Source organism: Rhizobium sp. BK399 (assembly GCF_014194695.1).
In the GTDB taxonomy this organism is placed as follows: domain Bacteria; phylum Pseudomonadota; class Alphaproteobacteria; order Rhizobiales; family Rhizobiaceae; genus Rhizobium.
Genome location: NZ_JACIAH010000014.1, coordinates 62,492 through 86,722, shown reverse-complemented (window position 1 = coordinate 86,722; position 24,231 = coordinate 62,492). Strand labels below are relative to the sequence as shown.

The window sequence follows — 24,231 nt, the reverse complement described above, 5'->3', positions numbered from 1 at the left end:
GGACACGTCGGACCTGACTGAAGAAGAACATTGCCGACCTTGGAGGAGGCCGGCGGTGAGGGGTACCCCGATGCCTTGGGGTGATGAGTAAACCACACTTTTATCGAGGAGGAACCGATGAAGAAGCTACTGAAACTCGCCGTTTCCGCGGCGATCGCCTTGCTGCCCTCAGCAGCCGCATTCGCGCAAACCGACATTACCTGGTGGGACTTCCTGAGCGGCGGCGACGGCGTTCGTATGAAGGCGCTCATCAAGGAGTTCAACGATACCCATCCGGATATCAGGATCAACGCGACCACGCTCGAATGGGGCGTGCCCTTCTACACCAAGGTCCAGACTTCGGCCGCCGTCGGCCAACAGCCCGACATCATGACCTATCACATGTCGCGCTACCCGCTGGCCGTGCCGACCGGCATCCTGCGTCCGATCTCGCAAGAAGAGCTCGCTGGTGCAGGTATCAAGAAGGAAAACTATGTCGATGCTGCTTGGAAACAGGCGACATTCGACAATAAGGTCTACGGAATTCCCTTCGACGTTCATTCCATTGTTCTCTACTACAACAAGACGATCCTGAAGGAAGCGGGCCTGCTCGGCGATGATGGCCTGCCGAAGGGTCTCGATGGCCTTGAGAATTTCAATGCGGCCCTGGAAAAGATTAAGGCAACCGGCAAGGTCGAGTATCCGCTGTCCTTGCACACGGATGAAGGCGGCTCCATGTGGCGCGTCTTTTACACGCTGCTCTCCCAACAGGGCGCCAAGTTCATCGACGGCGATGAAATCCTGCCAGGCGACGCAGGCGTGAAAGCGCTGCAAACCATGGCGAACTGGGTATCCACCGGTTACGCGCCGAAGCTGATCTCCTATGAAGCGTCGATCGCGCTGTTCACCTCGGGCAAAGCTGCGATGCACATCAACGGCGTCTGGGAAGTGCCGACGATGACTGACCTTGCCAAGAACGGCAATCTTGGCTTCGAGTGGGGTGCCATCGAAATCCCGAACCTGATGGGCACGCAGGCGACCTGGGCGGACTCGCACTCTTTCGCGATCCCGAACAGTGACTCCAAGCCGATCTCTCCGGAGAAGGTGAAGATCGTGCTCGAGATTATCAACTGGATGAACGAGCACAGCATCTCCTGGGCTTCCGCCGGTCATATCCCGGCCTACAAGCCGGTGACCGACACCAAGGAATTCAAGGAAATGCAGCCGAATGCGACCTATGCAAAGCTTGCAAACACGGCCACGTTTGATCCGGTTTCCAAGCTCGCCGGGGTCGCCGGCCCGATCTACGAGGCAACCCAGAACTTCGTGGTTCCTGCGCTCAACGGCCAGCTCGACCCGGCAGACGCGATCGAGCAGATGCGCGACGAGCTGAAGAGCCAGATGTAAGACGAGCCTGGCCGGAGCGAAACCTCCGGCCAGCACCGCTCTGAGGGAGATGTTCGTGGTTACCAGTGAAAAACGGCGCAAGACGCTGACCGCCATCGTAATGATCGCGCCGTTCCTGATCGCCTATATGGTCGTATTTGCCTACCCCGTCTTCAAGATGTTTGCCTTGAGCTTCACCGACGCGCCTCTTATCGGCGACGGCAAATGGGTGGGTTTCGACAACTACGTGAAGCTCTTCCATCAGAAGCTCTTCTTCACGTCGTTCTGGAATACCGGCTATTTCGTCGTGCTGACTGTGGTTCCGAATACGCTAATCGGCCTCGGTCTGGCATTGATGGTCGTGCGTCTGAAGGGCTGGCTGCAGAGCCTGATCCTGGTTCTGTTTTTCATACCTTACATCCTGCCCGTTTCGGTCGTGACCCAGATCTGGAAATGGGTGCTGGATCAGCAGTTCGGCGTTGCGCAGTTCGTCATCGAATTCGTCACCGGCAAACGCATCAGCGTGTTTCGCGATCCGCTTTGGGCGATGCCCATGGTGGCGCTGGTGACCGTCTGGTGGACCAACGGCTTCAACCTGCTGCTCTTCATTGCCGGGTTGCGGAACATTCCCCATGACTACTATGAGGCTGCGATGCTCGACGGCGCGACGCGCTGGCAATGTTTCCGGCGCATCACCTGGCCTCTTATCTGGCCGGTCACCGCGCTCGTCCTGACGCTGCAACTGATCCTTCAGCTGAAGATTTTCGATCAGGTCTACCTGCTCACCGAAGGCGGCCCGTTCAATTCGACCTACGTCCTGTTGCAACTCGTCTATCGCGAGGCGTTTCGCACGAACCATGGCGGCGTCGGCTCCGCCGTTGCGGTTCTGCTCTTCATGATCATCGTCATCGTCTCGGTGCTACAATATCAGCTGTTGCGGGTAAGGGAGCGCTAAAATGCCCGGCAAGAACATCGGCAACCTGCTGCTGCTCGTCCTCACCTTCTGCATCGCCTGCATGTGGGCATTCCCCATCTACTGGGCAATTGTGACCTCGATGAAACCCGAACAGGAGGTCGTGTCGAAAACGACGTTCATTCCCGACGTCTTCAATTTTTCGGCCTACTACTATGCGCTGTTCGAAACGAAGCTTTCGACCTGGTACCTGAATTCCATCGTCACCTCGATCACTGTCACCGTCGTGGTGATCGTGATCAGCGTCATGTGCGCCTACGCGCTGTCGCAGATCGTCTTCCCCGGACGAAAGCTGCTCTACGGCATCATCCTCGCGAGCTTCATGGTGCCTTCGCAGGCGCTCGTTATCTCGCAGTTCGTACTGATGCATAAGCTGAACCTCATCAATACCTGGGGCGGGATCATCCTGCCACAGCTCATCGTTCCGGTCGTCGTCATCGTCTACAAACAATTCTTTGATTCCGTTCCGAAGGAGTTGCGGGAGGCTGCCAAGCTTGATGGTTGTGGTGAGTTCCAGATCCTCTTCAAGCTCTATCTGCCCTTGAACTGGGGTATCACCACAGCGCTTGCGATCATCACCTACATCATGGCCTGGAACGCGTTTCTCTGGCCATTCCTGGTCACCAACTCCGATGAGATGATGACAATCACCGTCGGCATTACCCAGACGAGAGATGCTTTCGGCGTCAAATATGCGCGTGACATGGCAGTGGCAATCCTCGCCGCAATGCCGGTTGCTGTCGCCTATCTGCTCTTCCAGAAGCGGGTGACGCAGGCGCTGATGCTGTCTTCCGGAATCAAGGGATGACGAGGATAAACCTTCGCCATCCGTTCCCGGGCGTCGTTGCCCGCCGGCCTTTCAGGGCCTGGGCAGCGGCGGAAACGTCCAGAAAAAGCCGCGACACCAGACAGGCTGCCGTGATATCAGCAACGATCTAACAAGAAAGAACCAGTAGCTGCGCATGGAGACGAAACTTCTCACCGTCGATCCCATCAAGGACGTCGAAGTCGTCCAGGCCCTCGGTTCCGCGACGCGCATAGAAATACTCAATCTGCTCCGCCAGTTGGGGCCCTTGAACGTGAATGACATTGCCGGCCGCATGGGGCTGCCGCAATCGACGGCAGCAACCAACCTCAAGGCGCTGGAACTTGCCGGTCTCATCCAGACCCACACGATGAAGGCGACGAAGGGTAACCAGAAGATCTGTTCCAGCATCTATGACGAGATCCTCATCCGCTTCGACAGCGGTGGCACAAAGGCGTCCGAAGATGTCGTGACCGTCAGCATGCCGATCGGTCTCTTCACCGAGTTCGAGGTGGGAGCGCCCTGCGGCCTCTGCTCTGTCAACAATGTCATCGGCATGCTTGACGTGCAGGAGGTCTTTCTCGATCCGCAGCGCATGCAGGCTGCCCTGTTGTGGTTTACCCGCGGCTATGTGGAGTACAAGTTTCCCAACAATGCCAAGGTCTCCGGCAGGAGAATCCGCAAGGTCGAGTTCTCCGCGGAACTCAGCTCGGAGACGCCGGCCACCAACGCCAACTGGCCCTCCGACATCTCGATCTGGATCAACGGCATCAAGGCTGGTCACTGGACGTCTCCAGGCGATTATGGCGACCGGCGCGGCCTCTATTCTCCAGCCTGGTGGAAGCTCAGCGGCTCGCAATACGGCAAGCTGAAGACCTGGACGATCGACGACACCGGCACCTGGATCGACGGCGCCATGGTCTCGACGCAGACGATCTCTTCGCTTGGCATCGCCGATCATCACTCCATCCGTTTCCGCATCGGCATCGACGACAAGGCCGACAATCCTGGCGGAATGAACCTGTTTGGCAAGGGATTCGGCGATTTCGATCAGGATCTGGTTATGAGCCTGTTTTTCTAGGCCGCGGCGAGGGGCCTGAAGAAGTCGCAATGCTGGCGACTGCCGGATGCCGCCTCGGTCGCAAGCCTGAAGGGCCTGAAGCCTGTGGTCATCGACGGTGCATCAGAAACCGATAGTATCCTCGGTCGTTAGAGTGGTTGTCATGAAGGCATCTCCCTCCGTGCCAAGGTCGGGTCGTCCAGGGCGCGCGTGCATGCTGCAGATGTTTCACCGCCCTGGAAGCATCGTTTCCAGGCGCAGGAACGCGATGCGCTCGACTTGAGCGGTGGCCGTTTCAAACTCCTCGTCGCTCGTATTGCCGATGCGCTTTTCGAACGCCGCCAGAATATCGTCCTTGTTCAAACCCTTCACCGCAATGATGAACGGAAAGCCGAACTTCTCGACATACGCCGTATTCAGCTCGGTGAAACGGTCGTGCTCCTGGGCATTAAGTCGGTCGAGCCCGGCGCCCGCCTGCTCCTTCTTGCTGTCCTCGGTCAATTCACCTGCGATCGCGAGGCGTCCTGCAAGATCGGGATGGGCACGCAGCACTCCCAGCCGCTCCTCTGGGCTGGCCGCCCGGAAGACGGCAACGAGCGCCGTGTGGACACGATCAACCGTCAATTCGTCACCGACGAAGCCATCATCATAGGCACGCTCGGCAATGAATGGCGAATGTTCAAAAACACCGCCGTAACGCGATACGAACTCGTCACGCGAAAGCATCAGATCGTCTCCGGCTTGTGGTGGGCATGCCAATGTTGCGCGATCTCGAGACGCCGGGGGATCCACACCTTATCGTGCTTCAGCACATACTCCATGAAGCGCTTCAGCGCCGCAGCGCGGCCAGGACGACCAACGAGGCGGCAATGCAGGCCGACGGACATCATCTTCGGGCTGCCGGCCTTGCCTTCTTCATAGAGCGTATCGAAGGCATCCTTGAGGTAGGTGAAGAACTGATCGCCAGAGTTGAAGCCCTGGGGCGTGGCGAAACGCATGTCATTGGTCTCGAGCGTATAGGGGATGATCAGGAACGGCTTGTCATCGACACCCTTCACCCAGAACGGCAGGTCGTCGGCATAAGAGTCCGAGGAATAAAGGAAACCACCCTCCTCCATGACGAGGCGCAGCGTGTTGTCGGAGGGCTTGCCTTGATACATGCCGTAGGGCCGCTCGCCGGTCAGCTCGGTGTGCAGGCGCACGGCTTCCTGGATATGCTTGCGCTCGACGTCCTCCTGGAAATCCTTGTATTCCAGCCAGCGGTACCCGTGGCTGGCGATCTCCCAGCCAGCCTCCTTCATGGCCGCGACCGCCTCCGGGTTGCGGGCCATGGCAAGTGTTACGCCATAGACGGTCGCCTGAACCTTGAGTTCCGTGAACGTCCGCCACAGCCGCCAAAAACCGGCGCGCGAGCCATACTCATAGATCGATTCCATGTTCAAGTTGCGCTGGCTCGGCCAAGCGGCGGCGCCGACGATTTCCGACAACAAATTTTCAGAGGCCGGGTCGCCATCGAGAATGCAGCTTTCGCCGCCCTCTTCGTAGTTGATGACAAACTGGACTGCCACACGCGCATCGCCCGGCCACTTCGGATCGGGCGTATTGCGTCCATAGCCGACGAGATTGCGCGGATAAGTCTCGGATACCATGAAATCACCTTCCTGAACGTCGGCGAAACGATAGTATTCCGAGACGGAATGACTAGATGGAAATTGCGCAACAGAGTTTTGCGGTGAAGCCACTGATCGCGCTCGGACCGGGGCTTATTTTGAAAAAGAGCCCACCGATCCATGCCACAGTGAGCAGTGCCGCGAGGATCAGTCAACCCGAAACGAGTGCCGATTCCTAGGGACAGGCGAGGGGGCCATTTTGGTCGTCAATCAAGGAGACGGTAGCATTCAACGGATCGATGCAAGAACCAATGAGCTGTTGGCAACGATAGAGGCGGATACAGCCGGCGGCGTTGGCGATGTCGCGGTTGGCGGCGGTTTCGGGCGCATCGCTCGCTCCCATCAACCCAGTATAAATAGTAAACCATGCCTCGCGTCGGTTGTCGGGCCGCGAGGGCAGCCAAGTCCCCGAACGGGCCGTCGAGCCCCTTGATTGACTCGGTTCATGGTTTTGGGCGAGTTGCAACATTGCAGAATAGCGACAATCCCGGAGGTGGGGTGTAGCATAGCCCTCACTGGTTGCGGTTGTCCTCGCAGTGTCTGCAGGATCGGAGGGTCTTATGAGCGGCCTCGAAGCAGTCGATAGTGTTGAGGTTCTGATCCTTGTCGATAACGCGACGGATAACCTCTCCACAGTCCCGTCATTTGTCGAGACCGAGTTTGCCGCACTGGAACGCCGACGCCGCGGAACGTGGGTTATGGGCGGGAAATGCATATGCTGCGCGGCCCATGGCCTTGCATGTCTCATTTCCGTTCGTCAGGGGAGCAACACGAGAACGATCCTGTTCGATACAGGCCCTGAAGACGGCACCTTCGAACAAAATGTCTCCCGCCTGGGAGTGGATTTCGGGCCGGTCGGTCGATGACTCGATCCTCGGGGATGGGGATTTGTCTGCGGCCCGACCCCGACCGCATGCCCGGACTTTGGCCATATGGCATCAGTCCGAGAAGGGCCTAAGATTTTAGACATCCGCTCCCGAGGATGGACGGAAGCCTGGCGGCTGGGGATCAGACATCACGCTGATGCCAGGGTTCGCTCCTGTCGCCGCGAACAGGGCGGCTCGGAAAACTGGCCGACATGGACCAGAGCCCATCCGGACGATAGCGTTCCCGGAAGGCAGGCGAATATTGAGGCTCCTGCCTGCAATGAATTCACGGAAAGCCACCAAGTGCCTGCGTCGTTCTATAATAAACCTTGGTACGTAATGAGATTTGGATGCTGAATTCTTCAATATATAGCGTTTTCAATCCGTCTAACTTATAGTTTTAAATAATCTACTTCAAGTATACATTGAGTAACTCGAAAATCTTGCTATGGTTATGCCTTCGAGCCAAAGGTAAGACTGGCCCGATGAGGGGAATATCAGGTCAATCAGCAGAACTTTCGAATGGATGTGTCTACATCCATTTTCGAGATTGGTGCGACGATGGCGATCCCCGCCGACAACTGAGCGCATCCCGGCCTGCAAAGCTGCGTCGAGCAGTTGCGGACGATGCTTCAGCGCTATGCGGACGATTGTGAAAGGGCAAGGGCCTCCTTGGGGAAGCCCGTGGCAGCCCCCGCCAATCCGATCACCGAGGAAACTGCACGCAAGATAGCGAGTACCTTGAGAAAACTGAACGGATCGCCGGTCGCGCGGTCACCATGAACAGGCCACGGTGACGCGGGATACCCGCCTCGAAGGCAGAGAGCTGTTGTAAAACAACGTTCATTCCTCCTCGGACACCGGTCGAAGAGCCTTGAGTTGGCGGTTGGGGACTGGCGATATGCCCCGATGGAACGTCGCCTTGGCAATTCTTTGGAGAAGCGTGACGTCCGCCAAGGAGAAACAGACATGAAATGTCGAGCGTTCATGTGCATGGCTGCCGCAGGTGTGGTTACCACGTTCGCAGAGCCTTCGTATGCATCAGAAGTCAGGATGGACATCTACAAGGACCCGAGTTGCGGCCACTGCGGAGCCTGGGCCGCCGCAATGGTGGATGCCGATTTCAATGTCGTCGTCCATTCCGAGGAATTCATCGTGATAAAAACCAGGCTCGGCATCCCCGAGAATATGCATGGATGCCATACAGCTGTGGTTGGCGACTACTTCTTCGAAGGCCACGTCCCATTGGAGGCTGTCGAGAGGGTCTTGAAAGAGAAGCCCCAGATTGCGGGACTTGCCGTTCCGGGCACGGCAGAGTGCTCGCTTGCAGCAGAGGACGATTCACCGGTCTACGAGGTTTTCAGCCTGAGCAAGCCTGACATGAGGCCGTCTTTGTACATGCGAATTGATGGCCGGTGATGTCGATCACACTCGAACATGGACTGCAGCGAAATTCAAAATCACGACAAAGGCTGATGTTTGCTAGCTGACCTCCGGTTTCCAAGGTCGTGCACGCGAGGCCCTGGAACAAGCGGCAGCCAGGGCCGGTTCAATCAAAGCCCTTCCGGTGACAAGAACGACATGACTACCGGGGTCTGCTCCTCCCCGGACGATGCAGCACGGGCGAGACTACCCCCGCCCGCCCTCGCGCCAAATTGGAGATCAGATCGGGGTGAGGTGTGAACTGCACGGCGATCCTCCTTTCCCAAACGAAGCGTCTTCCGCGGTAAAGGTGACAACCCCTACGTGGTTGATGCGCTCGTCTTTTCTTCCAGCAGGGCGTCGGGAATGTCGTCGAACGACGCGTAATTCAGATTGTAGAGCTTAGAATAGAGCTTGCGGTTCTTCATGAGCTGCTGGTGGTTGCCGCTCTCGATCAGTTCCCCGTTCTGCAGGACAATGATGCGATCCGCCTCGCGGATCGTCGCAAGACGGTGGGCAATGACAAGCCCCGTGCGATTTTCGAGGAGCTTGACCAGCGCCTTCTGGATCAGCATCTCGGTATAGCTGTCGATGTTGGCCGTGGCTTCGTCGAGCACCAGGATCTTAGCGTCGGCAACCAGGGCGCGGGCGAAGCTCAGGAGCTGGCGCTGGCCGAGCGAGAGATTGCCGCCGCGCTCGCCAAGCATGCTGTCGTAACCCTCAGGCAGGCGCATGACAAAATCATGCGCGCCCACCGCCTTGGCGGCCTCGATCACCTGTTCGCACGTTGCCTCCGGCTTGTGGTAGCGGATGTTTTCGAACACCGTGCCGGTAAACAGGAAGGGCTCCTGCAGAACCATGGCGATCTGGTTGCCGAGCGAATCCTGCGTCAGGTCACGCACATCATGTCCACCGACCAGCACCTGGCCCTGCTGGACATCATAGAAGCGGTGGATCAGCGACATGCAGCTCGACTTGCCGGATCCCGTTGGTCCGACAAGCGCAACCGTTTCGCCGGGGTTCACCTTGAAGCTGACGTGCTTCAGGACAGGATGTGCGGGATTGTAGCCGAAGACCACATCGCGAAACTCGACCGAACCATCCATGTCGGCGGAAAGTTCCTTCGCGTTGGGCGCATCCCTGATGTCGACCGGAACATCAAGAACCTCGGTCAGGCGCTGACCCGACGCCATGGCACGCTGCATCACCGAATACTGCAGGGTCAGAGAGCGGATCGGATCGAAGAACCGCTGAATGTAGAACAGGAAGGCGACAAGGACACCGACGTCGAGCGCCTGGTTGAGAACGCGTGCACCACCGACGACGATGACGAGCGCCATGGCGACACCGGTCAGGGTATCCACAATCGGCACCATGACCTGCGCGTAGCGGGCAGCCGTCAGGTGGGTCTTCAGGTTCGCCTTCGCCTTGTCGTCGTAGAGCATGAAGTTGACGCCCTGGCGATCCATGCTCTGGACGGCGCGAACACCGTGGATCGCTTCGGCGAGCGCCCCGTTGGCAACCGAATTAGTCTCGTGTGCCGCCATGAAGGACTTGCGCGCCAGCGGCAACCAGAAGAGGCGGACCACAAACAGGATCGGCAGCACGGACAGGGTGAGAAGGCCAAGCTTGAAGTCGAGATAGAGCATGACGAAGACGATGCCGAACAGCAGCACGATATCGCCAACCGACAGGACCGACGTTTCAAGAAACTCCTGCATCGAATTGACGTCGCCCTGCAGGCGAGACATCAGGCGTCCGACCTCGGTCTTGTCCATGAAGGACAGCGAAACCCGCTGAAGATGCTGGAACATCGCCTTTCTGATGTCGAACAGGACCTCCTCGGCGACATTGCCGACCAGCGTTTCCTGGGCGTAGCTGGCGCAGTAGTTGACCAGGATCGCGGCGAGAAAGGCAATCATCGACCATCTCAGTGCCGAATGGTCCCCCTCCGCCCGCATCCCGTGGTCGATCGCATAACGGATGATCAGGGGAATCAGGAGCTGCATCGACGTAAACGTCAGCACCGCCGCCACCGAAAGCCACACCTGTCTTCGGTAGGGATGCACGAAGAACCAGATGCGCCTGATGATGTTGCCGTCGAAGGCCTTGCCGAACATCTCCTCCTCGATGCGGTGCGAGCCGACAACCGCACGCGGCGGCCGGCGTCCATCCTCGCGAACGTCGGAGCGCTCGGTTTCCAGTTCCTCGGCCATGTCATATTCCTCCCTAGGCGCTGAGGGCGTCGTCGCCCGGTCGCACCTGCAGATCATAGAGCGCCTTGTAGCGCCCGCCGGCAGCCAGCAGCGCCTGATGGGTTCCACGCTCGACAATCTCTCCGTTCTCGACAAACAGGATCTGGTCGGCATGCATGAGCGAGCTCAGCCTGTGGGCAACGATGATGGTGACGCGATCTGCCGCGTATTTGCGCATCGCCGTGCGGATGCGCTGCTCGGTCGCGGCATCGATCGCAGCGGTCGAATCGTCGAAGACCATGACGGCCGGCTTCAGCATCAGCGCCCGCGCGATCGTCAGGCGCTGGCGCTGCCCGCCGGAGAGCGAAACACCGCGCTCGCCGACGACCGTGGTATAGCCCGTCGGTAGGCCGAGAACGTAGTTGTGGAGCTGGGCGCTTTCGCTGGCGCGCTCGATGCGGCTCTCCTTGGCCCAGGGATCGCCATAGGCGATGTTGTTTTCGATCGAGGTAGTGAACAGGAAGGAATCCTGCTGCACGACGGCGACCGACCGGCGAAGCGACTGCAGGGTCGCCTTCCTGATGTCCTGGCCGTCGATTGTGATCCTGCCTTCCGTGACGTCGTAAAAGCGCGGGATGAGATGGGCGAGCGTCGACTTGCCGCTGCCGGGCGGGCCAACGATGCCGATGGTTTCGCCGCGCCTTGCCTCGAAGGAGACGTTGGTGAGGACGCCGTGCATCGGCGAGCTGGGGTAGGCAAAGCTTACCTTCTCGAAGCGAAGCGTTCCCTCCGATATCAACAGATCCTTCGCGTCGGGCGCATCGCGCACCGCAACCTCGAGATCGAGCAGGTTGAAGAGCCTAGTCCCGCAGGTCGACGCGCGGGCAAAGGCGTTCACCATCAGGCCAAGCTGGCGGACAGGCATCTGCAGGATCGTCATGAAGGTCAGGAAGGATGCAAGTGTACCGACGGTGATCTCGCCCGACACGACCTTGCCGCCACCGATCCACAGGACGAGGCCCATCGCCGCAAAGAAGGAGAAGGTCATCGCACTGGTGTTGATGACGCGGATGCCGACACGCTGGTGGGCGAGCGCCAGGGCATTCTTCGAGGCCGTCTCGAACTTCATCATTTCGTGCGCCTGGGCGGCGAAGGCCCGAACCACCCTGATACCGCCGAGATTTTCCTCCATGATCCGTGTCAAGACGGAAAGCCGCTCCTGCAGATCGAGCCAGGTCGCGCGCAGCCGCAACTGCGTGACCGAAGAGCGCCAGGCGACAAAAGGCACGAAGCTCAGCGCCAGCAGGCCGAGCAAGAGGTCTGTGGTCAGAAGCATGTAGGCGCCGATGCCGATCAGCATGGTCAGAAGCACCATGCGAACCAGGGCGGTCGAGAAATACATGCGCACGCCTTCAAGGTCGAGCAGGCCGACCGTGATCAGGTCGCCCGAGTGGACGCTGTCATGGAAGCTGAAGGAAAGCCGCTGGATCTTCTCGTAGCAGGCAAGCCTGAGCTCGTAGCCCATATGATGGCCGACACTCTCGCTGTAGTAGTTCTGGACCATCGTGAAGAGGCCGCGAAGGACGCTGGCGCCCAGGAGCAGAAGCGCCGTCGTCAAAAGCGCATCCTGTGCCACCTGTCCCGCCTGGCCGCCAGCCATTGCAACCTGGGTGTGATCGACCGCCTGGCCAAGCAGGCGCGGGATCATCAGCTGGAATGTCGAGGCAACAAGGGTGGCACTGATCGCAAGGCCAGATTGCCAGGGATGGCGAAACGCCATGACGGTAATGCGGACCAGCGTGAAGAGGCCCTTGCCCCAGCCCGCCGCGGTCGCCTTCGCCATCGAGGCGGATGGCTTCGTCGTGCGTGTTAAAGCATCGCTGCTCACGGTGATGTTCCAATACAGAGGTGTGGTCGGACGCCTGTCCGAACGAGCGGAATCCATGAAGGGATTGATTAGCACCCTTACTTTTGCCGATTCCTTTGGGCCCTTCAAGTCAAGAATTCACCAGTTGGTTATTTTATCGTGAGTAGCAGGCTGGCTTCGCACGGCTCCGATCAGAGCAACCGTAAACGACAAATTGCCATGACATCTCAGTCACTTGGCGTTTCCATTGCGCAGGCGGGGGAACAAAGGGCTTGCCAAAATGCTCTTTTGAAGCTCTCCTACACGACCAGTTTGATAGACTATGGGCGGCTTAGAACCGCGGGAACAAAACCGGCGCGGATTGTCCGCGTTGCAACCAATCGAGACACGATGCGCAAAATCGCAGGGGAGTTGAGATGACGGTTCATGGCCTGTTTTCCTCGAAATCATCGGCGGCAGCACGAGCGTCCGCCATCCCGCGCATCGCCGTTGTCGGGCGCGGTTTTTCCGGAATGATGACGGCGATCGCGCTGATGAAGAGGGTGCGCACGCCCTTTCACCTGCAACTCTTCGACCCCAACTCCTCCGTGAGCGGCGGACAGGCGCTCTCCTCGTCGCGTGCCTCGACGATCCTCAATACGCGCGTTCGCGATCTCTCGGTCTCGACAGGCGACGCGGATGACTTCAACGACTGGCTCTGTAGCAACGCGGAATTCCGTGCCGCGGTACCCGCGGCCATCCCGGGGTTCCGCCAGATCTTCGTGCCGAAGACCATTTTCAGCGATTATGTCTATCAGCGCTTTTCGGAAGCACTCTCCGCCCGCAAGGATATCACCGTCCAGGTCTGCCCGGAACCGGTCGTGGCCATCAGGCGCACGCACGGCGCCCGCTATCTGCTCGAGAGCGCCAACCCCTCCAATCCGCTCTTCGATGTGGTCATTCTCGCGACCGGCTACGGATTGCCGGAGGCCGATTATGTCCAGGAAGAGCCTTCGCCGGTGAGGGCCCGGCGCCTGGTGGGGCGTCCCCACACGGTCCTGCTTGGAAGCGGCATCAGGGTCGTCGATCAGCTTCTGCAATTGCGCGATGCCGGCTATGACGGTCAGGTGACCATCCTCTCCCGGCACGGATTCCTGCCGCAGAGCCACACACCGAATTCCGCCGATCCGGTTTTTCCGGCCGACGCAATGCCGTCGAATCTGGCCGACATCCTGCGCTTCATCCGCAAGGCCTGCCGCGAGGCGGAGGCCGATGGCCGCAGCTGGCAATCGGTCATGAACGGCTTGCGCAAGCATGCCCGCTCGCTGTGGCGCGCCCTGCCAGCCCGCGAGAAGCAGCAGTTCAACCGGCATTTGCGGGCGATCTATGACAGCCATCGCAACCGGCTGCCGGAGGCAATTCACGCCCGCCTGCAGGGGGAACTCGCCAGTGGCAACACGGTTCTGCGTCGCGGCACCGTCGGTCGCCGGGGCCTGGGGGGCGTGTTTTTCCGGCCCGCCGGTTCAGGCATGGATGAGACCGTGCATGCCGAGCGTATCCTCGATTGCCGCTGCCGGGGGCCGCAGTTGGCTTCACCCCTGATTGCAAGCCTGCTTAACGAGGGATTGGCGCTGCCTGACGAGTTGTCGCTCGGTCTTGCCGTCGACCAGCGCGGGAGCCCCTGGCTCGACGACGGGTCTGTGGTCGAGGATCTGTTTGCCGTCGGCCCCCTTGGTCTCGGCAGTCTGCCCGACATCGATCTGGTTCCGGAGATCGTCACCCAGGCCTACGCGGTCGCTGAACACGTCGCCGAGCGTGTCTATCCCTGCAGCCGGGCAATCTGATCAGGCCTTTTGCGCCCTGCGCTCGCCTCTGAGCACGAAGACAAGCAGTCCCGCAGACATGAGGGCCAGGGCAAACCAGGTGATCGCATAGACAAGGTGATTGTTCGGGAAGGCGACCTGTGTCAGCCCGCCGACAGGCAATCCGCCTGGATTGGGCGTCGCGTCCGCGTCTATGAAATAGGGCGCAACACCATCGACGCCGCGCCAATCAGCAATCGCGGCCACGTCGCGCGAATACCAGCGGTCGTTCGCCGGATCGTTGGACCTCAGCCACGTGCCTTTCGGCTCTGCTATCCTGAGCAGTCCGGTGACGACAACCGGCGTCGACACCTGGCCATCGATGCGTGTCGAGGGATCGCGTCGGTCCGTCGGGACGAAGCCACGGTTGACCAGGACGACGGTGTCGTCGGTCCGCCTGAGCGGTGTCAGGACCCAGTAGCCAGGGCCGAGTGTCGTCGACGCATAGACCAGTGTCTCCCTGTCATTGTCGAGCATTCCTTTAACCGTCACGCGCCGATATTCGTCATTGGCGCGGTTGACCTTGCCCCACTCGGCCTGCGCCGGGGCGCCAACCGGTTCTGCGTGGACGCGGGCATCGACGCGCGCAATCAGATCCCGCTTCCAGGCCAGCCGCTCGACCTGCCAGATTCCGAGCGCGATCAGCGCGCCGGTCAGCGTCACCAGCAGGCCGCAGAAGATCGCGATGCCTGCGGCGCTGTGCCGTTTTTGTGTCCTGTCTGGGAAGGTGTCGGCCATGCCAGAAACAAACCTGGCGGGCGGCTGAGCACCGCCCGCTCCTGCCATTACGGCATGTTCTTCATCATTTCGGGGGTCATCGGCATCATGTTCGTGTTCAGATGATGCATGACCCAGAGGGAGCCCGCGAGCGCGATCGCCACGATCAGCAGGGTGAAGATCAGCGCCATCATCGTCCAGCCGCCTTCCGACTGCGGATTCATGTGGAGGAAGAAGATCATGTGAACGACGATCTGGACAGCCGCCAGGCCCATGACCCAGGCGGCGGTGACGGTCGAGCTCTCGAAGACGTCGGCCATGACGAGCCAGAACGGAATTGCAGTCAGGATGATCGAGAGCACGAAGCCGATCATGTAGCTCCTGAAGGTCCCGTGGGCGGCCTCATGCCCGTGGCTGTGGCCGTGATGGGCCTCGTGAGCGTCCTCGGTTGCGGGTGCGTGAGTGGTCATCCGAGAACTCCCATAAGGTAGACGAAGGAGAAGACGCCGATCCAGACGACGTCGAGGAAGTGCCAGAACATCGACAGGCACATCAGGCGGCGACGATTTTCCGGGATCAGACCGTGCATCGACACCTGCACCATCAGCGTGACAAGCCAGACGATGCCGAAGGTGACGTGCAGGCCGTGCGTACCGACCAGCGTGAAGAAGCACGACAGGAACGCGCTGCGGGTCGGGCCGGCACCCTCGTGGATCAGGTGCGCGAACTCGTAGAGTTCAAGCCCGAGGAAGGCCAGGCCGAACGCGCCGGTGACACCGAGCCAGAACAGTGTCTCGGTCTTGGCTTTGCGCTCCATCTGCAGCATTGCGAAGCCGTAGGTGATGGACGACAGCAGCAGCATCGAGGTGTTGATCGCCACCAGCGGCAGATCGAAGAGATCGGCCGGCGAGGGACCGGCCGCATAATTGCGGCCGAGAACGCCATACGTCGCAAAAAGCACCGCGAAAATGAGGCAGTCGCTCATCAGATACAGCCAGAAGCCCAGCATCGTGCTGCCTTCCGGATGATGATCCTCGGTCAGATAGAATTCAGGCTTGTTGGCCTTGTCGATGGCAGTATCGCTCATGGTCTTACACCTGCTCGGCAAGCAGCGCCGTCCGCTTGCCCTCTGTTTCGGTGACTTCCGCCGCTGGGATGTAGAAGTCGCGCCTGTAGTTGAAGGTATGGCCGATCGATACGGCGATCATGGCGACAAAGGACAGGACGGCAAGCCACCACATGTACCAGATGAGGCCAAAGGCCAGCCCGATGCTGAGAACGCCCAGAATGACGCCGGTGCCGGTGTTCTTCGGCATGTGGATCGGCTTGAAGCCTTCCAGCGGACGGGCATAGCCGCGCGCCTTCATGTCGTACCAGGAATCATGGTCGTGCACGACCGGCGTGAACGCGAAGTTGTAATCTGGAGGCGGAGACGAGGTCGACCATTCGAGCGTACGGCCGTCCCATGGATCACCCGTCGTATCGCGCAGTTCCTCGCGCTTGAAGAAGCTGACGACGAGCTGGATGATGAAGCTTGCAATGCCGATGGCGATCAGCACGGCACCAAAGGCAGCAATGATGAACCAGATCTGCAAGGACGGATCCTCGAACTGCGAGACACGGCGCGTCACGCCCATCAGGCCGAGCACGTAGAGCGGCATGAAGGCGAAATAGAAGCCGATCAGCCAGAACCAGAAGGACATCTTGCCCCAGAACGGGTCGAGCTTGTAGCCGAATGCCTTCGGGAACCAGTAGGTGACGCCCGCCATCAGGCCGAACACCACGCCGCCGATGATGACGTTGTGGAAATGGGCAATCAGGAAGAGAGAGTTGTGCAGCACGAAGTCGGCTGGCGGTACCGCCAGAAGAACGCCGGTCATGCCGCCGATGACGAAGGTGACCATGAAGCCGATTGTCCACAGCATCGGCACTTCATAGCGAATCCGACCGCGGTACATCGTGAACAGCCAGTTGAACATCTTCGCTCCTGTCGGGATCGAGATGATCATCGTGGTGATCCCGAAGAACGAGTTCACGCTCGCACCCGACCCCATCGTGAAGAAGTGGTGCAGCCAGACGAGGTAGGACAGGATCATGATGACGCAGGTGGCGTAGACCATCGACGCGTAACCGAAGAGACGCTTGCCGCAGAAGGTAGCCACGACCTCCGAGAAGATGCCGAACGCCGGCAGCACCAGGATGTAGACCTCCGGATGGCCCCAGATCCAGATGAGATTGATGTACATCATCGGATTGCCGCCGAGGTCATTCGTGAAGAAGTTCGTGCCGGCATAGCGGTCGAGGGACAACAGTGCCAGCGTCGCCGTCAGTATCGGGAAGGTGGCGACGATCAGGATGTTGGTGCAGAGCGAGGTCCAGGTGAAGACGGGCATCTTCATGAAGCTCATCCCGGGTGCGCGCATCTTGACGATGGTCGCAATCAGGTTGATGCCCGACAACGTCGTGCCGACACCGGCAACCTGCAGTCCCCAGATATAATAGTCGACACCGACACCCGGGCTGTAGTCGGCTCCCGACAGGGGCGGATAGGCGAGCCAGCCGGTCTGGGCGAATTCGCCGACGAAGAGCGAGATCATGATGATGATCGCGCCGGCCGTCGTCATCCAGAACGAGAAATTGTTGAGGAACGGGAAGGATACGTCGCGGGCACCGATCTGCAGCGGCACGACGAGGTTCATCAGCCCGGTGACGAACGGCATTGCCATGAAGAAGATCATGATGACGCCGTGGGCGGTAAAGACCTGGTCGTAGTGATGGGGAGGCAGGTAGCCGGCCGAGCCGTTGAAGGCAAGCGCCTGCTGCAGGCGCATCATGATGGCGTCGGAGAAACCGCGCAGCAGCATGATGAGGGCGAGGATGACGTACATGATGCCGATCTTCTTATGATCGACGCTTGTCAGCCACTCGCGCCAGAGGTAGCCCCAGAGCTTGAAGTACGTGACAACACCCAGAAGCGCGATGCCGCCAAGCGCGACGACCGCAAAGGTCACGACCAGGATCGGCTCGTGGTAGGGGATCGATTCTAGGGTCAACCGACCGAAGATGAACTTCAGGAGGTCAGGATTCGAAAACATGGATTAACCCGTTCATTGATGTCGTATCGACGCAAAGCGCCAGGTCTTAGTTGTTGTCTGGTTGCGCGGGCGCCGCAGCACCGCCGGTCCCGTGATCCATGCCGGGCATCGCGTGCCCGTCATGCTGCATGTCCTGCGCACCCGGCGCGCCTTGCGTCGCCGGCGCTCCTTGCGTGCCGCTTCCGCCTTCAGCGCCGGCCGGCGTAGCTTCCTCGGGCTTTACCTCTTCAGCGCCGGAACCTTCGCCCGCCACCGGATGCATGCCGCCGAGATGACGGTCGTCGTAGCGCAGCTTTTCGCGATTTTCGGCGCTTTCCTTGCCGCCGCCGCCCATCCTGTCGATGTGCATCATCTCGTTCATGCACATCTTGCCGGGGGCCGCGCACATGTTGAGGATGGCGTCAAAGAGATCCTTGTCGACCGACGAGAAGTAGCGAACCGGCTCCCTCTCGCTCGGCCGCTCGAGCTTCAGATAGGTATCACGGTTCAGCGCCGTGCCCTTTTCCTTGATCTGCGCGACCCATTGGTCGAAGCCCTGCTGGTTCACACCATGGAACTTGAAGCGCATATGGGAAAAACCTGCGCCACTGTAGTTGGCCGAAAAGCCGTCGAAGACGCCTTCCTCGTTGATGACCGCGTGCAGCCTGGTCTCCATGCCGGGCATGGCGTAGATCTGGCCGGCGAGCGCGGGAACGTAGAAGGAGTTCATCACCGACGAGGAAGTGATCCTGAAGCTGATCGGGACGTCGACAGGGGCGGCCATTTCATTGACGGTCGCAATACCGAGCTCGGGATAGAAGAACAGCCATTTCCAGTCGAGTGCCACGACCTCGACGGTCAGCGGCTTGGCATCGGCAGGAACGGCGCGCTCGGCGTCGATCCGGTCCAGCGGACGGAAGGGATCGAGCTTGTGCGTGCTGATCCAGGTGATCGCGCCGAGAGCAATGATGATGGCCAGCGGCGCCGACCAGATGATGACTTCAAGACGTGTGGAGTGGTGCCATTCGGGATCGTAGGTGGCGGTCGTGTTGGACCGGCGGTAACGCCAGGCAAAAAAGAAGATCAGGAAGATGACCGGGACGATGATGAGCAGCATCAGGACCGTCGATACGATGATCAGGTCACGCTGCTGGATTGCGATATCGCCCGATGGCGACATGACCACCAAATTGCACCCTGCCAGCGTCAAAAGCAGGGGCAGAATAAGGAGATGGCGGGAAAACCTTGGCAGTTTTTGCACGTCTCTATGCTCTTGTTGTTTCATCCAAACCGCGACTAAAGCACTGTACCTGATAGCAACATGAGGTGTTTGGTCGCAGTGCAGCACAAATTGCCGCACTGCGGGATAAGCAACGTGGCGCAGGATGTCAAAACCCGATCTGGGCTCGAAAGCGTTTTGCGCGAGATCATTTTGAGGGGCTAATATAACCGGGAACCCCGATCATGCCAGCTTTCCCGCGCCGATTTCTCCGCAGCGGGCGCCATTTTTCGCGGGCTTTCGATTTTCAGCCCACGGGATGAACTATTTAGCGCCTCCGGACTTGATTAGCGCGGTCGTTTGATCAAGATCGCTAGTGAGGCGCTTTGCCACAGGAGTGCCTCAACGAGGGAGGCATAGCATGGCAGGTACCACGACCCAGTACGGCCCATCGTCGACATCGATGGAGCAGGATGCGCGCCGCATCCACGCCGACAAGCCGGTTTCACCCGGCAGTATCGCAATCGGCGTCGTCATCGGGCGCATGTCCGAATTCTTCGACTTTTTCGTCTACGGCCTGGCATCCGTGCTGGTCTTTCCACAGCTTGTGTTTCCCTTCGCGCCCGACAGACTGACGGCGACACTCTATTCTTTTGCGCTGTTTTCACTTGCATTCCTGGCACGACCGGTCGGATCGGTCGTGTTCATGACGATCGATCGCATCTACGGGCGCGGTGTCAAGCTGACGATCGCGCTCTTCCTGCTGGGGGGCTCGACGGCCTCAATAGCCTTCCTGCCCGGCTATGCCGAGATCGGCGCATGGTCGATCGCGCTGCTCGCGCTCTTCCGGCTCGGCCAGGGCTTTGCCCTTGGCGGTGCATGGGACGGCCTTGCCTCGCTGCTTGCACTCAACGCGCCCCCGAACCATCGCGGCTGGTATGCGATGATCCCGCAGCTCGGCGCCCCGATCGGCTTTGCGCTCGCAAGCGCGCTCTTCGGATACTTCATCGCGAACCTCTCCAGCGAGGATTTCCTGAGCTGGGGCTGGCGCTTTCCGTTCTTCGTCGCCTTCGCCATCAACGTCGTCGCACTGTTTGCGCGGCTCCGCCTTGTCATGACGCCCGAGTTCGGCACTGCCCTGGAGCAGCATGAACTCGAGGCCGCACCGATCCACTCCGTGCTGCGCGTTCATGGTCGCGACATCCTGCTTGGCGCTTTCGTGCCGCTCGCAAGCTTCGCCATGTTCCACCTCGTCACCATCTTCCCGCTTGGCTGGACGTCGCTCTATGGCACCCAGCCGGTCGGAGCCTTCATGGTGGTCCAGATCGTCGGCGCCGTCGTTGGCCTGATCGCCATCATCGTCTCCGGCATGATCGCCGATCGGATCGGCAGGCGCGCCCAGCTTGCCATCTGTGCCGTCTTGATCGCGGTCTTCAGCTTCGTGGGTCCATACCTTATCGCAGCCGGCCCGAAGGGGCTGGATGCCTTCGTGATCATCGGTTTCGGAGTTCTTGGCTTGTCATTCGGCCAGGCAACGGGTTCGATTTCATCGCGGTTCGGCAGGGGCTACCGTTATACCGGTGCAGCCTTTACCTCCGACCTCGCCTGGCTTGTTGGCGCGGGCTTCGCGCCACTCGTTGCCCTGACGCTCTCGAGCCGCTTCGGCTTGCCCTTCGTCGGCTATTACCTACTTTCAGGCGCCATCTGCACGCTCGCTGCCCTCGCATTCAGCAGGGCACTGGAACAGCGCGACTGAGCACTCGCCGCGCAGGCACCAGAAAGACCCGCTTCGCAGTCGCGAGGCGGGTCTTTTCAATTGACCAGTGCTGTTGAGCGGATCGGCCGGAGGCGACTACATCGCCGCAGCTTGCGTCTGCTTGGCTGAGCGCGCAGCCGTCAGTTCCGCTGTCGTGTGATTGAGGCGGTCGGCGAGCACGCGCATGATCTCGACTGCCATCTCGGGGAAATCGCTGAGCAGCTTCAGAAAGTGTTCCTTGCTGATGCGCAGGACCTCCAGCGACGAGGTGGCGCGCACCGTCGCGGTACGGGAAACGTCGCACAGGATCGCAATTTCGCCGACGATGGAGTTCAGTTCCACATCGGCGACCTTGATATCGCCGGCCGGCGAGTGAACGAGGATGTCGGCGGTACCTGACAAGATGACGTAGGCTGCATCACCCGGATCACCCTGATGGAAAAGATCCTGCCCGGCCTTGTATGACATTCGATCGGATGTGAAAGCCAACAACTTGAGTTTTGCCGGCGCAATCCGTGAAAAGATTGGCACGCGCCGCAGCATTTCGACTTCATCTCTCAAGAGCATATACGTACTACCCCTGCCGCACTTCTCCGGTGCGCGGCGCTAGACCGTGGCGCCTCTCAGGGGGCGCCATCTTTGTTGTCCCTCCTTAGAGTATTACGATAACAGTTCCTTGAACATACCGTTTTGCTCGGAAAGCTCCGGAAAGTTGCCCGCCTCGGCCAGCGTTCCCCTGTCGAAGAGCAGGATCCGGTCGAAGATCTCCGCCAGTTTCGCGTTCGACAGCACCCAGATGATGGCCGGTTTTTCGCCTTCCTTGTGCAGGCCCTCGACGATGTTCCTCGTGATCGCGTCCTGCACGCGCTGATCAAGCGCCGATAGCGGCCTGTTGAAGATCAGGTAATCAGAGCGTTTCAGGAGCGCGCGAGCAAGGTTCAGCTTCTGGCGCTGCACCATGGTGAGCCGCTTTCCGCCGGAGCCGACGTCGAATTCGAGGCCGATCGACATGACGTCGTTGGCAAGGCCGAGCGATTCAAAGAGGTCCCCCATCATCGACCGGATGCTGTCGGACGCATCCGCCTGCTGGTAGGCGATGCGTCCGAAAAGGACATTGTCCATCAGGCTCGCGGACGAGATGAAGTTCTCCGGATCGTAGCGTTCGATCACGGCTGCAAGATCATCCGGAATCTTCTCGTGGAACTGCTTGCGGGCGCTGACGATCTTGTCCATCAGCTCCTCGGTCAGAAGACCGAAACGATGCCGTGGCTCGATATAGGCGAAACTCAGCCGGATGATGGCCGAGCGTTCCTCGGGCGTTGCGTCGTCGAACTGCCGGCTCTGCAGCTTCTGCAGCAGCGCCTGGTAGGTCGGGATGTCATCTGCCGTCATGAAGGTCAGCTGCTGGAAGAACGGGTGGTCTGGCGGCAGGTCGTGGAAGAGCTCGACCGCGTTCTCCGCAATCTCCAGGCCCATTTCCCACAGATCGTTGCTCAGCCCGGTCTCCCGGAACAGCGTCTGGAAATAGGGATGCGCCGCTAGTCTGCGGTTGTTCATCAGCGGCCGCTTCATCGATCCGAACAGAAGGTTTTCGCCGACCGTCGCCTGGGGATTGTAGGCATCGAAATCAAAGGGCACGACGATGTTGCCATTCTCGGACTCCCGCATGCGCTGGCGCAGCGTCTCCCTGAGTTCAACGATGTGCTCGGCAAGCGCGACATGGACCGTGGTGTCGACGGTCGAGCGCAACGCAAGGTCGAGAATTTCCTGCGAAATCAGAACGGCGTCGAGCACCGGGCGGATTGCCGTCAGAATGTCGTTCGGACCCGTCGCACCGGCGGCGTGGTAATCTACCCAGTCGCTGTTGATGTCCATCGTCGGATTGCCGGCCTTGATTGCCTCCTCGGCATGCCACTTCGCCTCCTGGGCGGCCTTGCCATCGTAATCAGGCTGCTTGAGCGGCGCGTGCTTCAGGCCGTAGAGCAGGTTGTCGCGCAGTGTTCCGTGGAAAAAATAGGCATCGGCGGACGCGTAGGAAATCCGTCGGCCGGTTACGGCCTCCGGCAGGTCGAGGAGATCCTTGCCGTCGATCGTGACGCGGCCTGAATCGGGCCACACCAGTCGACCGAGCGCTTCTGCGAAGGCCTCCGCCCCGCTGGAGTTCGGGCCGACCACGGCAACCGTCTCGTTCGGCTTGATCTCGACCGAAACGTGGTCGACCAGTCGCGCGCCACTGTCGTCGCTGACGGTCAAATTGGTGACGACGAGTGGCGCCGTCAAAGCGCCAACCGCCTCCGGCGATAGGTCCTGGATCCTGCCCTCGATCAGAGGCTCGACATTGAACTGCTCGTAGACCTGCTGGTACTTGACCTGCACGTCCTGGCGCATCTGGTCCCAGTCGATCAGTTCCTTGAGCGGACCCGGCAGGTCCTTGTAGGCGCTGATGACGGCGACGAGCTGGCCGATATCGAGCCGGCCCTGCAAGGCAAGATAACCGCCGATGGCGTAAAACAGGAAGGGTGTTACCTGGGCAAGAAAGTTGTTCAGGAACTTGACCAGGAACTTCCACTGGTAGAGGTCGTAGCGGATCGAGAAGATCAGGCCTAGGCGGGCGGCGATATCGGCGCGCTCGTAGTTCGACGTGTCGTTGCCATGGATCGTTCCGATGCCATCTACGATCTCGCCGACACGACCCGACAGTTCACGCGCCGTCAGCTGACGCTGGCGACCAAGCTCGAGCAGCCGCTTTCTCATGCGCGGGATTACGACCGCCTGGACGCCGACAATGGCAGCCGCAATCATGCCCAGCCAGAAGTTCTGGACGATGATGAAGGCAAGCGCAGTCACAGCCTGACCGCCAAGCAGGGCCGGCGCGACGAAGGCGTCACCGGTGAAGCCGCCCATCGGTTCGACCTCGTCCTTGATCATCGTCGCGATCTCGGCCGACTTGACCCGCTTGAAATGCGATGGCGGGAATCGCAGGACCCGGTCGATCAGCTCAAAGCGAATACGCCGCAGCATGCGCTCGCCAAGCCTGCCCTTGTAGGTGTTGATGTAGAATTTGAAAAGCCCGTTCAGAACCACAAGCGCCAGAAAGACGAGGCTCAGCCCCATCAGCATCTGCAGACGGTCAAGTTGAACGCCCTTGAAGAATTCCACCTCGCCGAAGAAGGGCAAGGTATAGGCGATCCGCATGAAGGTCTGCGTCGCGCCCTCGCCCTCGAAGCCCGCCCCCTGAATAGGACCGTTGACGATCTGTTTCGGCAAGTCAAAAGACAGGAAGTACGGGATCATGGAAATCGCGACAACCGCCAGGATCCAGAGCTGCTGCAGCCGCGTGTTCGACCAGATGTAACGCGCGAGGCTTTTTTCCATTGCTAACCGTCAATTGCCTGGGAAAT

The 24,231-nt window shown here is 59.8% G+C and carries 19 protein-coding genes; 8 read left to right on the top strand and 11 right to left on the bottom strand.

Annotated elements, in window-relative coordinates:
- Positions 1–117: 117 nt before the first annotated feature.
- The 4 genes from FHT97_RS23745 (at position 118) to FHT97_RS23730 (ending at position 4,224) form a co-directional block, all read left to right on the top strand.
- Entirely contained in the window at positions 118–1,386 is a 1,269-nt protein-coding gene (locus FHT97_RS23745; protein ID WP_183864454.1) for an ABC transporter substrate-binding protein, read from the top strand.
- 100 nt (positions 1,387–1,486) lie between these two features.
- Positions 1,487–2,320, top strand: coding sequence for a sugar ABC transporter permease (locus tag FHT97_RS23740; RefSeq protein ID WP_246712756.1), 834 nt, complete (start codon positions 1,487–1,489; stop codon positions 2,318–2,320).
- A 1-nt stretch (position 2,321) separates the two neighbouring features.
- Entirely contained in the window at positions 2,322–3,146 is an 825-nt protein-coding gene (locus FHT97_RS23735; protein ID WP_183757351.1) for a carbohydrate ABC transporter permease, read from the top strand.
- 154 nt (positions 3,147–3,300) lie between these two features.
- A complete protein-coding gene (locus tag FHT97_RS23730) occupies positions 3,301–4,224 on the top strand; it encodes an ArsR family transcriptional regulator (protein ID WP_183757350.1) in 924 nt (307 codons plus the stop codon).
- A gap of 207 nt (positions 4,225–4,431) precedes the next feature.
- On the opposite strand, the gene uraD is transcribed toward FHT97_RS23730, so the two are convergent.
- Positions 4,432–4,929, bottom strand: a complete 498-nt coding sequence (gene uraD / locus FHT97_RS23725; RefSeq protein WP_183757349.1) for a 2-oxo-4-hydroxy-4-carboxy-5-ureidoimidazoline decarboxylase — start codon at positions 4,927–4,929, stop codon at positions 4,432–4,434.
- Positions 4,929–5,852 (bottom strand): allantoinase PuuE, encoded by a 924-nt coding sequence (gene puuE, locus FHT97_RS23720; RefSeq protein ID WP_183757348.1) that lies wholly within the window; start codon positions 5,850–5,852, stop codon positions 4,929–4,931. The genes uraD and puuE overlap by 1 nt, the downstream gene beginning before the upstream one ends.
- A 581-nt stretch (positions 5,853–6,433) precedes the next feature.
- Here puuE and FHT97_RS23715 point away from each other — a divergent pair.
- A complete protein-coding gene (locus FHT97_RS23715) occupies positions 6,434–6,739 on the top strand; it encodes a hypothetical protein (RefSeq protein WP_183757347.1) in 306 nt (101 codons plus the stop codon).
- Positions 6,740–7,732: 993 nt separating this feature from the next.
- On the top strand, positions 7,733–8,158 hold the full coding sequence (locus tag FHT97_RS23710; RefSeq protein WP_246712749.1) for a DUF411 domain-containing protein: 426 nt from the start codon (positions 7,733–7,735) through the stop codon (positions 8,156–8,158).
- Between the two features lie 323 nt (positions 8,159–8,481).
- Here the strand turns inward: FHT97_RS23710 and FHT97_RS23705 are convergent, their stop codons facing one another.
- Together FHT97_RS23705 and FHT97_RS23700 are read right to left on the bottom strand one after the other, a co-directional pair.
- Entirely contained in the window at positions 8,482–10,377 is a 1,896-nt protein-coding gene (locus tag FHT97_RS23705; RefSeq protein ID WP_183757346.1) for an ABC transporter ATP-binding protein, read from the bottom strand.
- A gap of 13 nt (positions 10,378–10,390) precedes the next feature.
- The gene (locus FHT97_RS23700) at positions 10,391–12,199 is read right to left on the bottom strand and encodes an ABC transporter ATP-binding protein (protein WP_183757402.1); all 1,809 of its coding nucleotides are present in this window, start codon (positions 12,197–12,199) and stop codon (positions 10,391–10,393) included.
- A gap of 440 nt (positions 12,200–12,639) precedes the next feature.
- Here FHT97_RS23700 and FHT97_RS23695 point away from each other — a divergent pair, with 440 nt between their 5' ends.
- Positions 12,640–14,046, top strand: a complete 1,407-nt coding sequence (locus FHT97_RS23695; RefSeq protein ID WP_183757345.1) for an FAD/NAD(P)-binding protein — start codon at positions 12,640–12,642, stop codon at positions 14,044–14,046.
- On the opposite strand, the gene FHT97_RS23690 is transcribed toward FHT97_RS23695, so the two are convergent.
- Genes FHT97_RS23690 through cyoA form a run of 5 tightly spaced genes read right to left on the bottom strand, consistent with a single transcriptional unit; the run spans position 14,047 to position 19,116 of the window.
- Complete coding sequence (locus FHT97_RS23690; RefSeq protein ID WP_183757344.1) at positions 14,047–14,802, bottom strand: SURF1 family protein; 756 nt, start codon at positions 14,800–14,802, stop codon at positions 14,047–14,049. It lies immediately after the preceding gene.
- A gap of 47 nt (positions 14,803–14,849) precedes the next feature.
- Positions 14,850–15,251 (bottom strand): cytochrome o ubiquinol oxidase subunit IV, encoded by a 402-nt coding sequence (gene cyoD / locus FHT97_RS23685; protein ID WP_028827810.1) that lies wholly within the window; start codon positions 15,249–15,251, stop codon positions 14,850–14,852.
- Positions 15,248–15,868 carry a cytochrome o ubiquinol oxidase subunit III gene (cyoC, locus tag FHT97_RS23680; protein WP_183757343.1) on the bottom strand — a complete coding sequence of 207 codons (621 nt, stop codon included), beginning with the start codon at positions 15,866–15,868 and terminating at the stop codon, positions 15,248–15,250. Before cyoC ends, cyoD begins: the two co-directional genes overlap by 4 nt.
- A 4-nt stretch (positions 15,869–15,872) precedes the next feature.
- A complete protein-coding gene (cyoB, locus tag FHT97_RS23675; RefSeq protein ID WP_028827812.1) occupies positions 15,873–17,876 on the bottom strand; it encodes a cytochrome o ubiquinol oxidase subunit I in 2,004 nt (667 codons plus the stop codon).
- Positions 17,877–17,922: 46 nt separating this feature from the next.
- Positions 17,923–19,116, bottom strand: coding sequence for a ubiquinol oxidase subunit II (gene cyoA, locus FHT97_RS23670; protein ID WP_183864453.1), 1,194 nt, complete (start codon positions 19,114–19,116; stop codon positions 17,923–17,925).
- A gap of 379 nt (positions 19,117–19,495) precedes the next feature.
- On the opposite strand from cyoA, the gene FHT97_RS23665 reads away from it, so the two are divergent.
- Positions 19,496–20,830: an MFS transporter gene (locus tag FHT97_RS23665; protein ID WP_183757341.1), complete on the top strand. Its 1,335-nt coding sequence runs from the start codon at positions 19,496–19,498 to the stop codon at positions 20,828–20,830.
- Positions 20,831–20,926: 96 nt separating this feature from the next.
- Here FHT97_RS23665 and FHT97_RS23660 read toward each other — a convergent pair whose 3' ends face one another.
- Positions 20,927–21,397, bottom strand: a complete 471-nt coding sequence (locus FHT97_RS23660) for a Crp/Fnr family transcriptional regulator (RefSeq protein ID WP_028827815.1) — start codon at positions 21,395–21,397, stop codon at positions 20,927–20,929.
- Between the two features lie 93 nt (positions 21,398–21,490).
- Positions 21,491–24,205, bottom strand: coding sequence for an ABC transporter ATP-binding protein (locus FHT97_RS23655; RefSeq protein ID WP_183757340.1), 2,715 nt, complete (start codon positions 24,203–24,205; stop codon positions 21,491–21,493).
- Positions 24,206–24,231 lie beyond the last annotated feature (26 nt).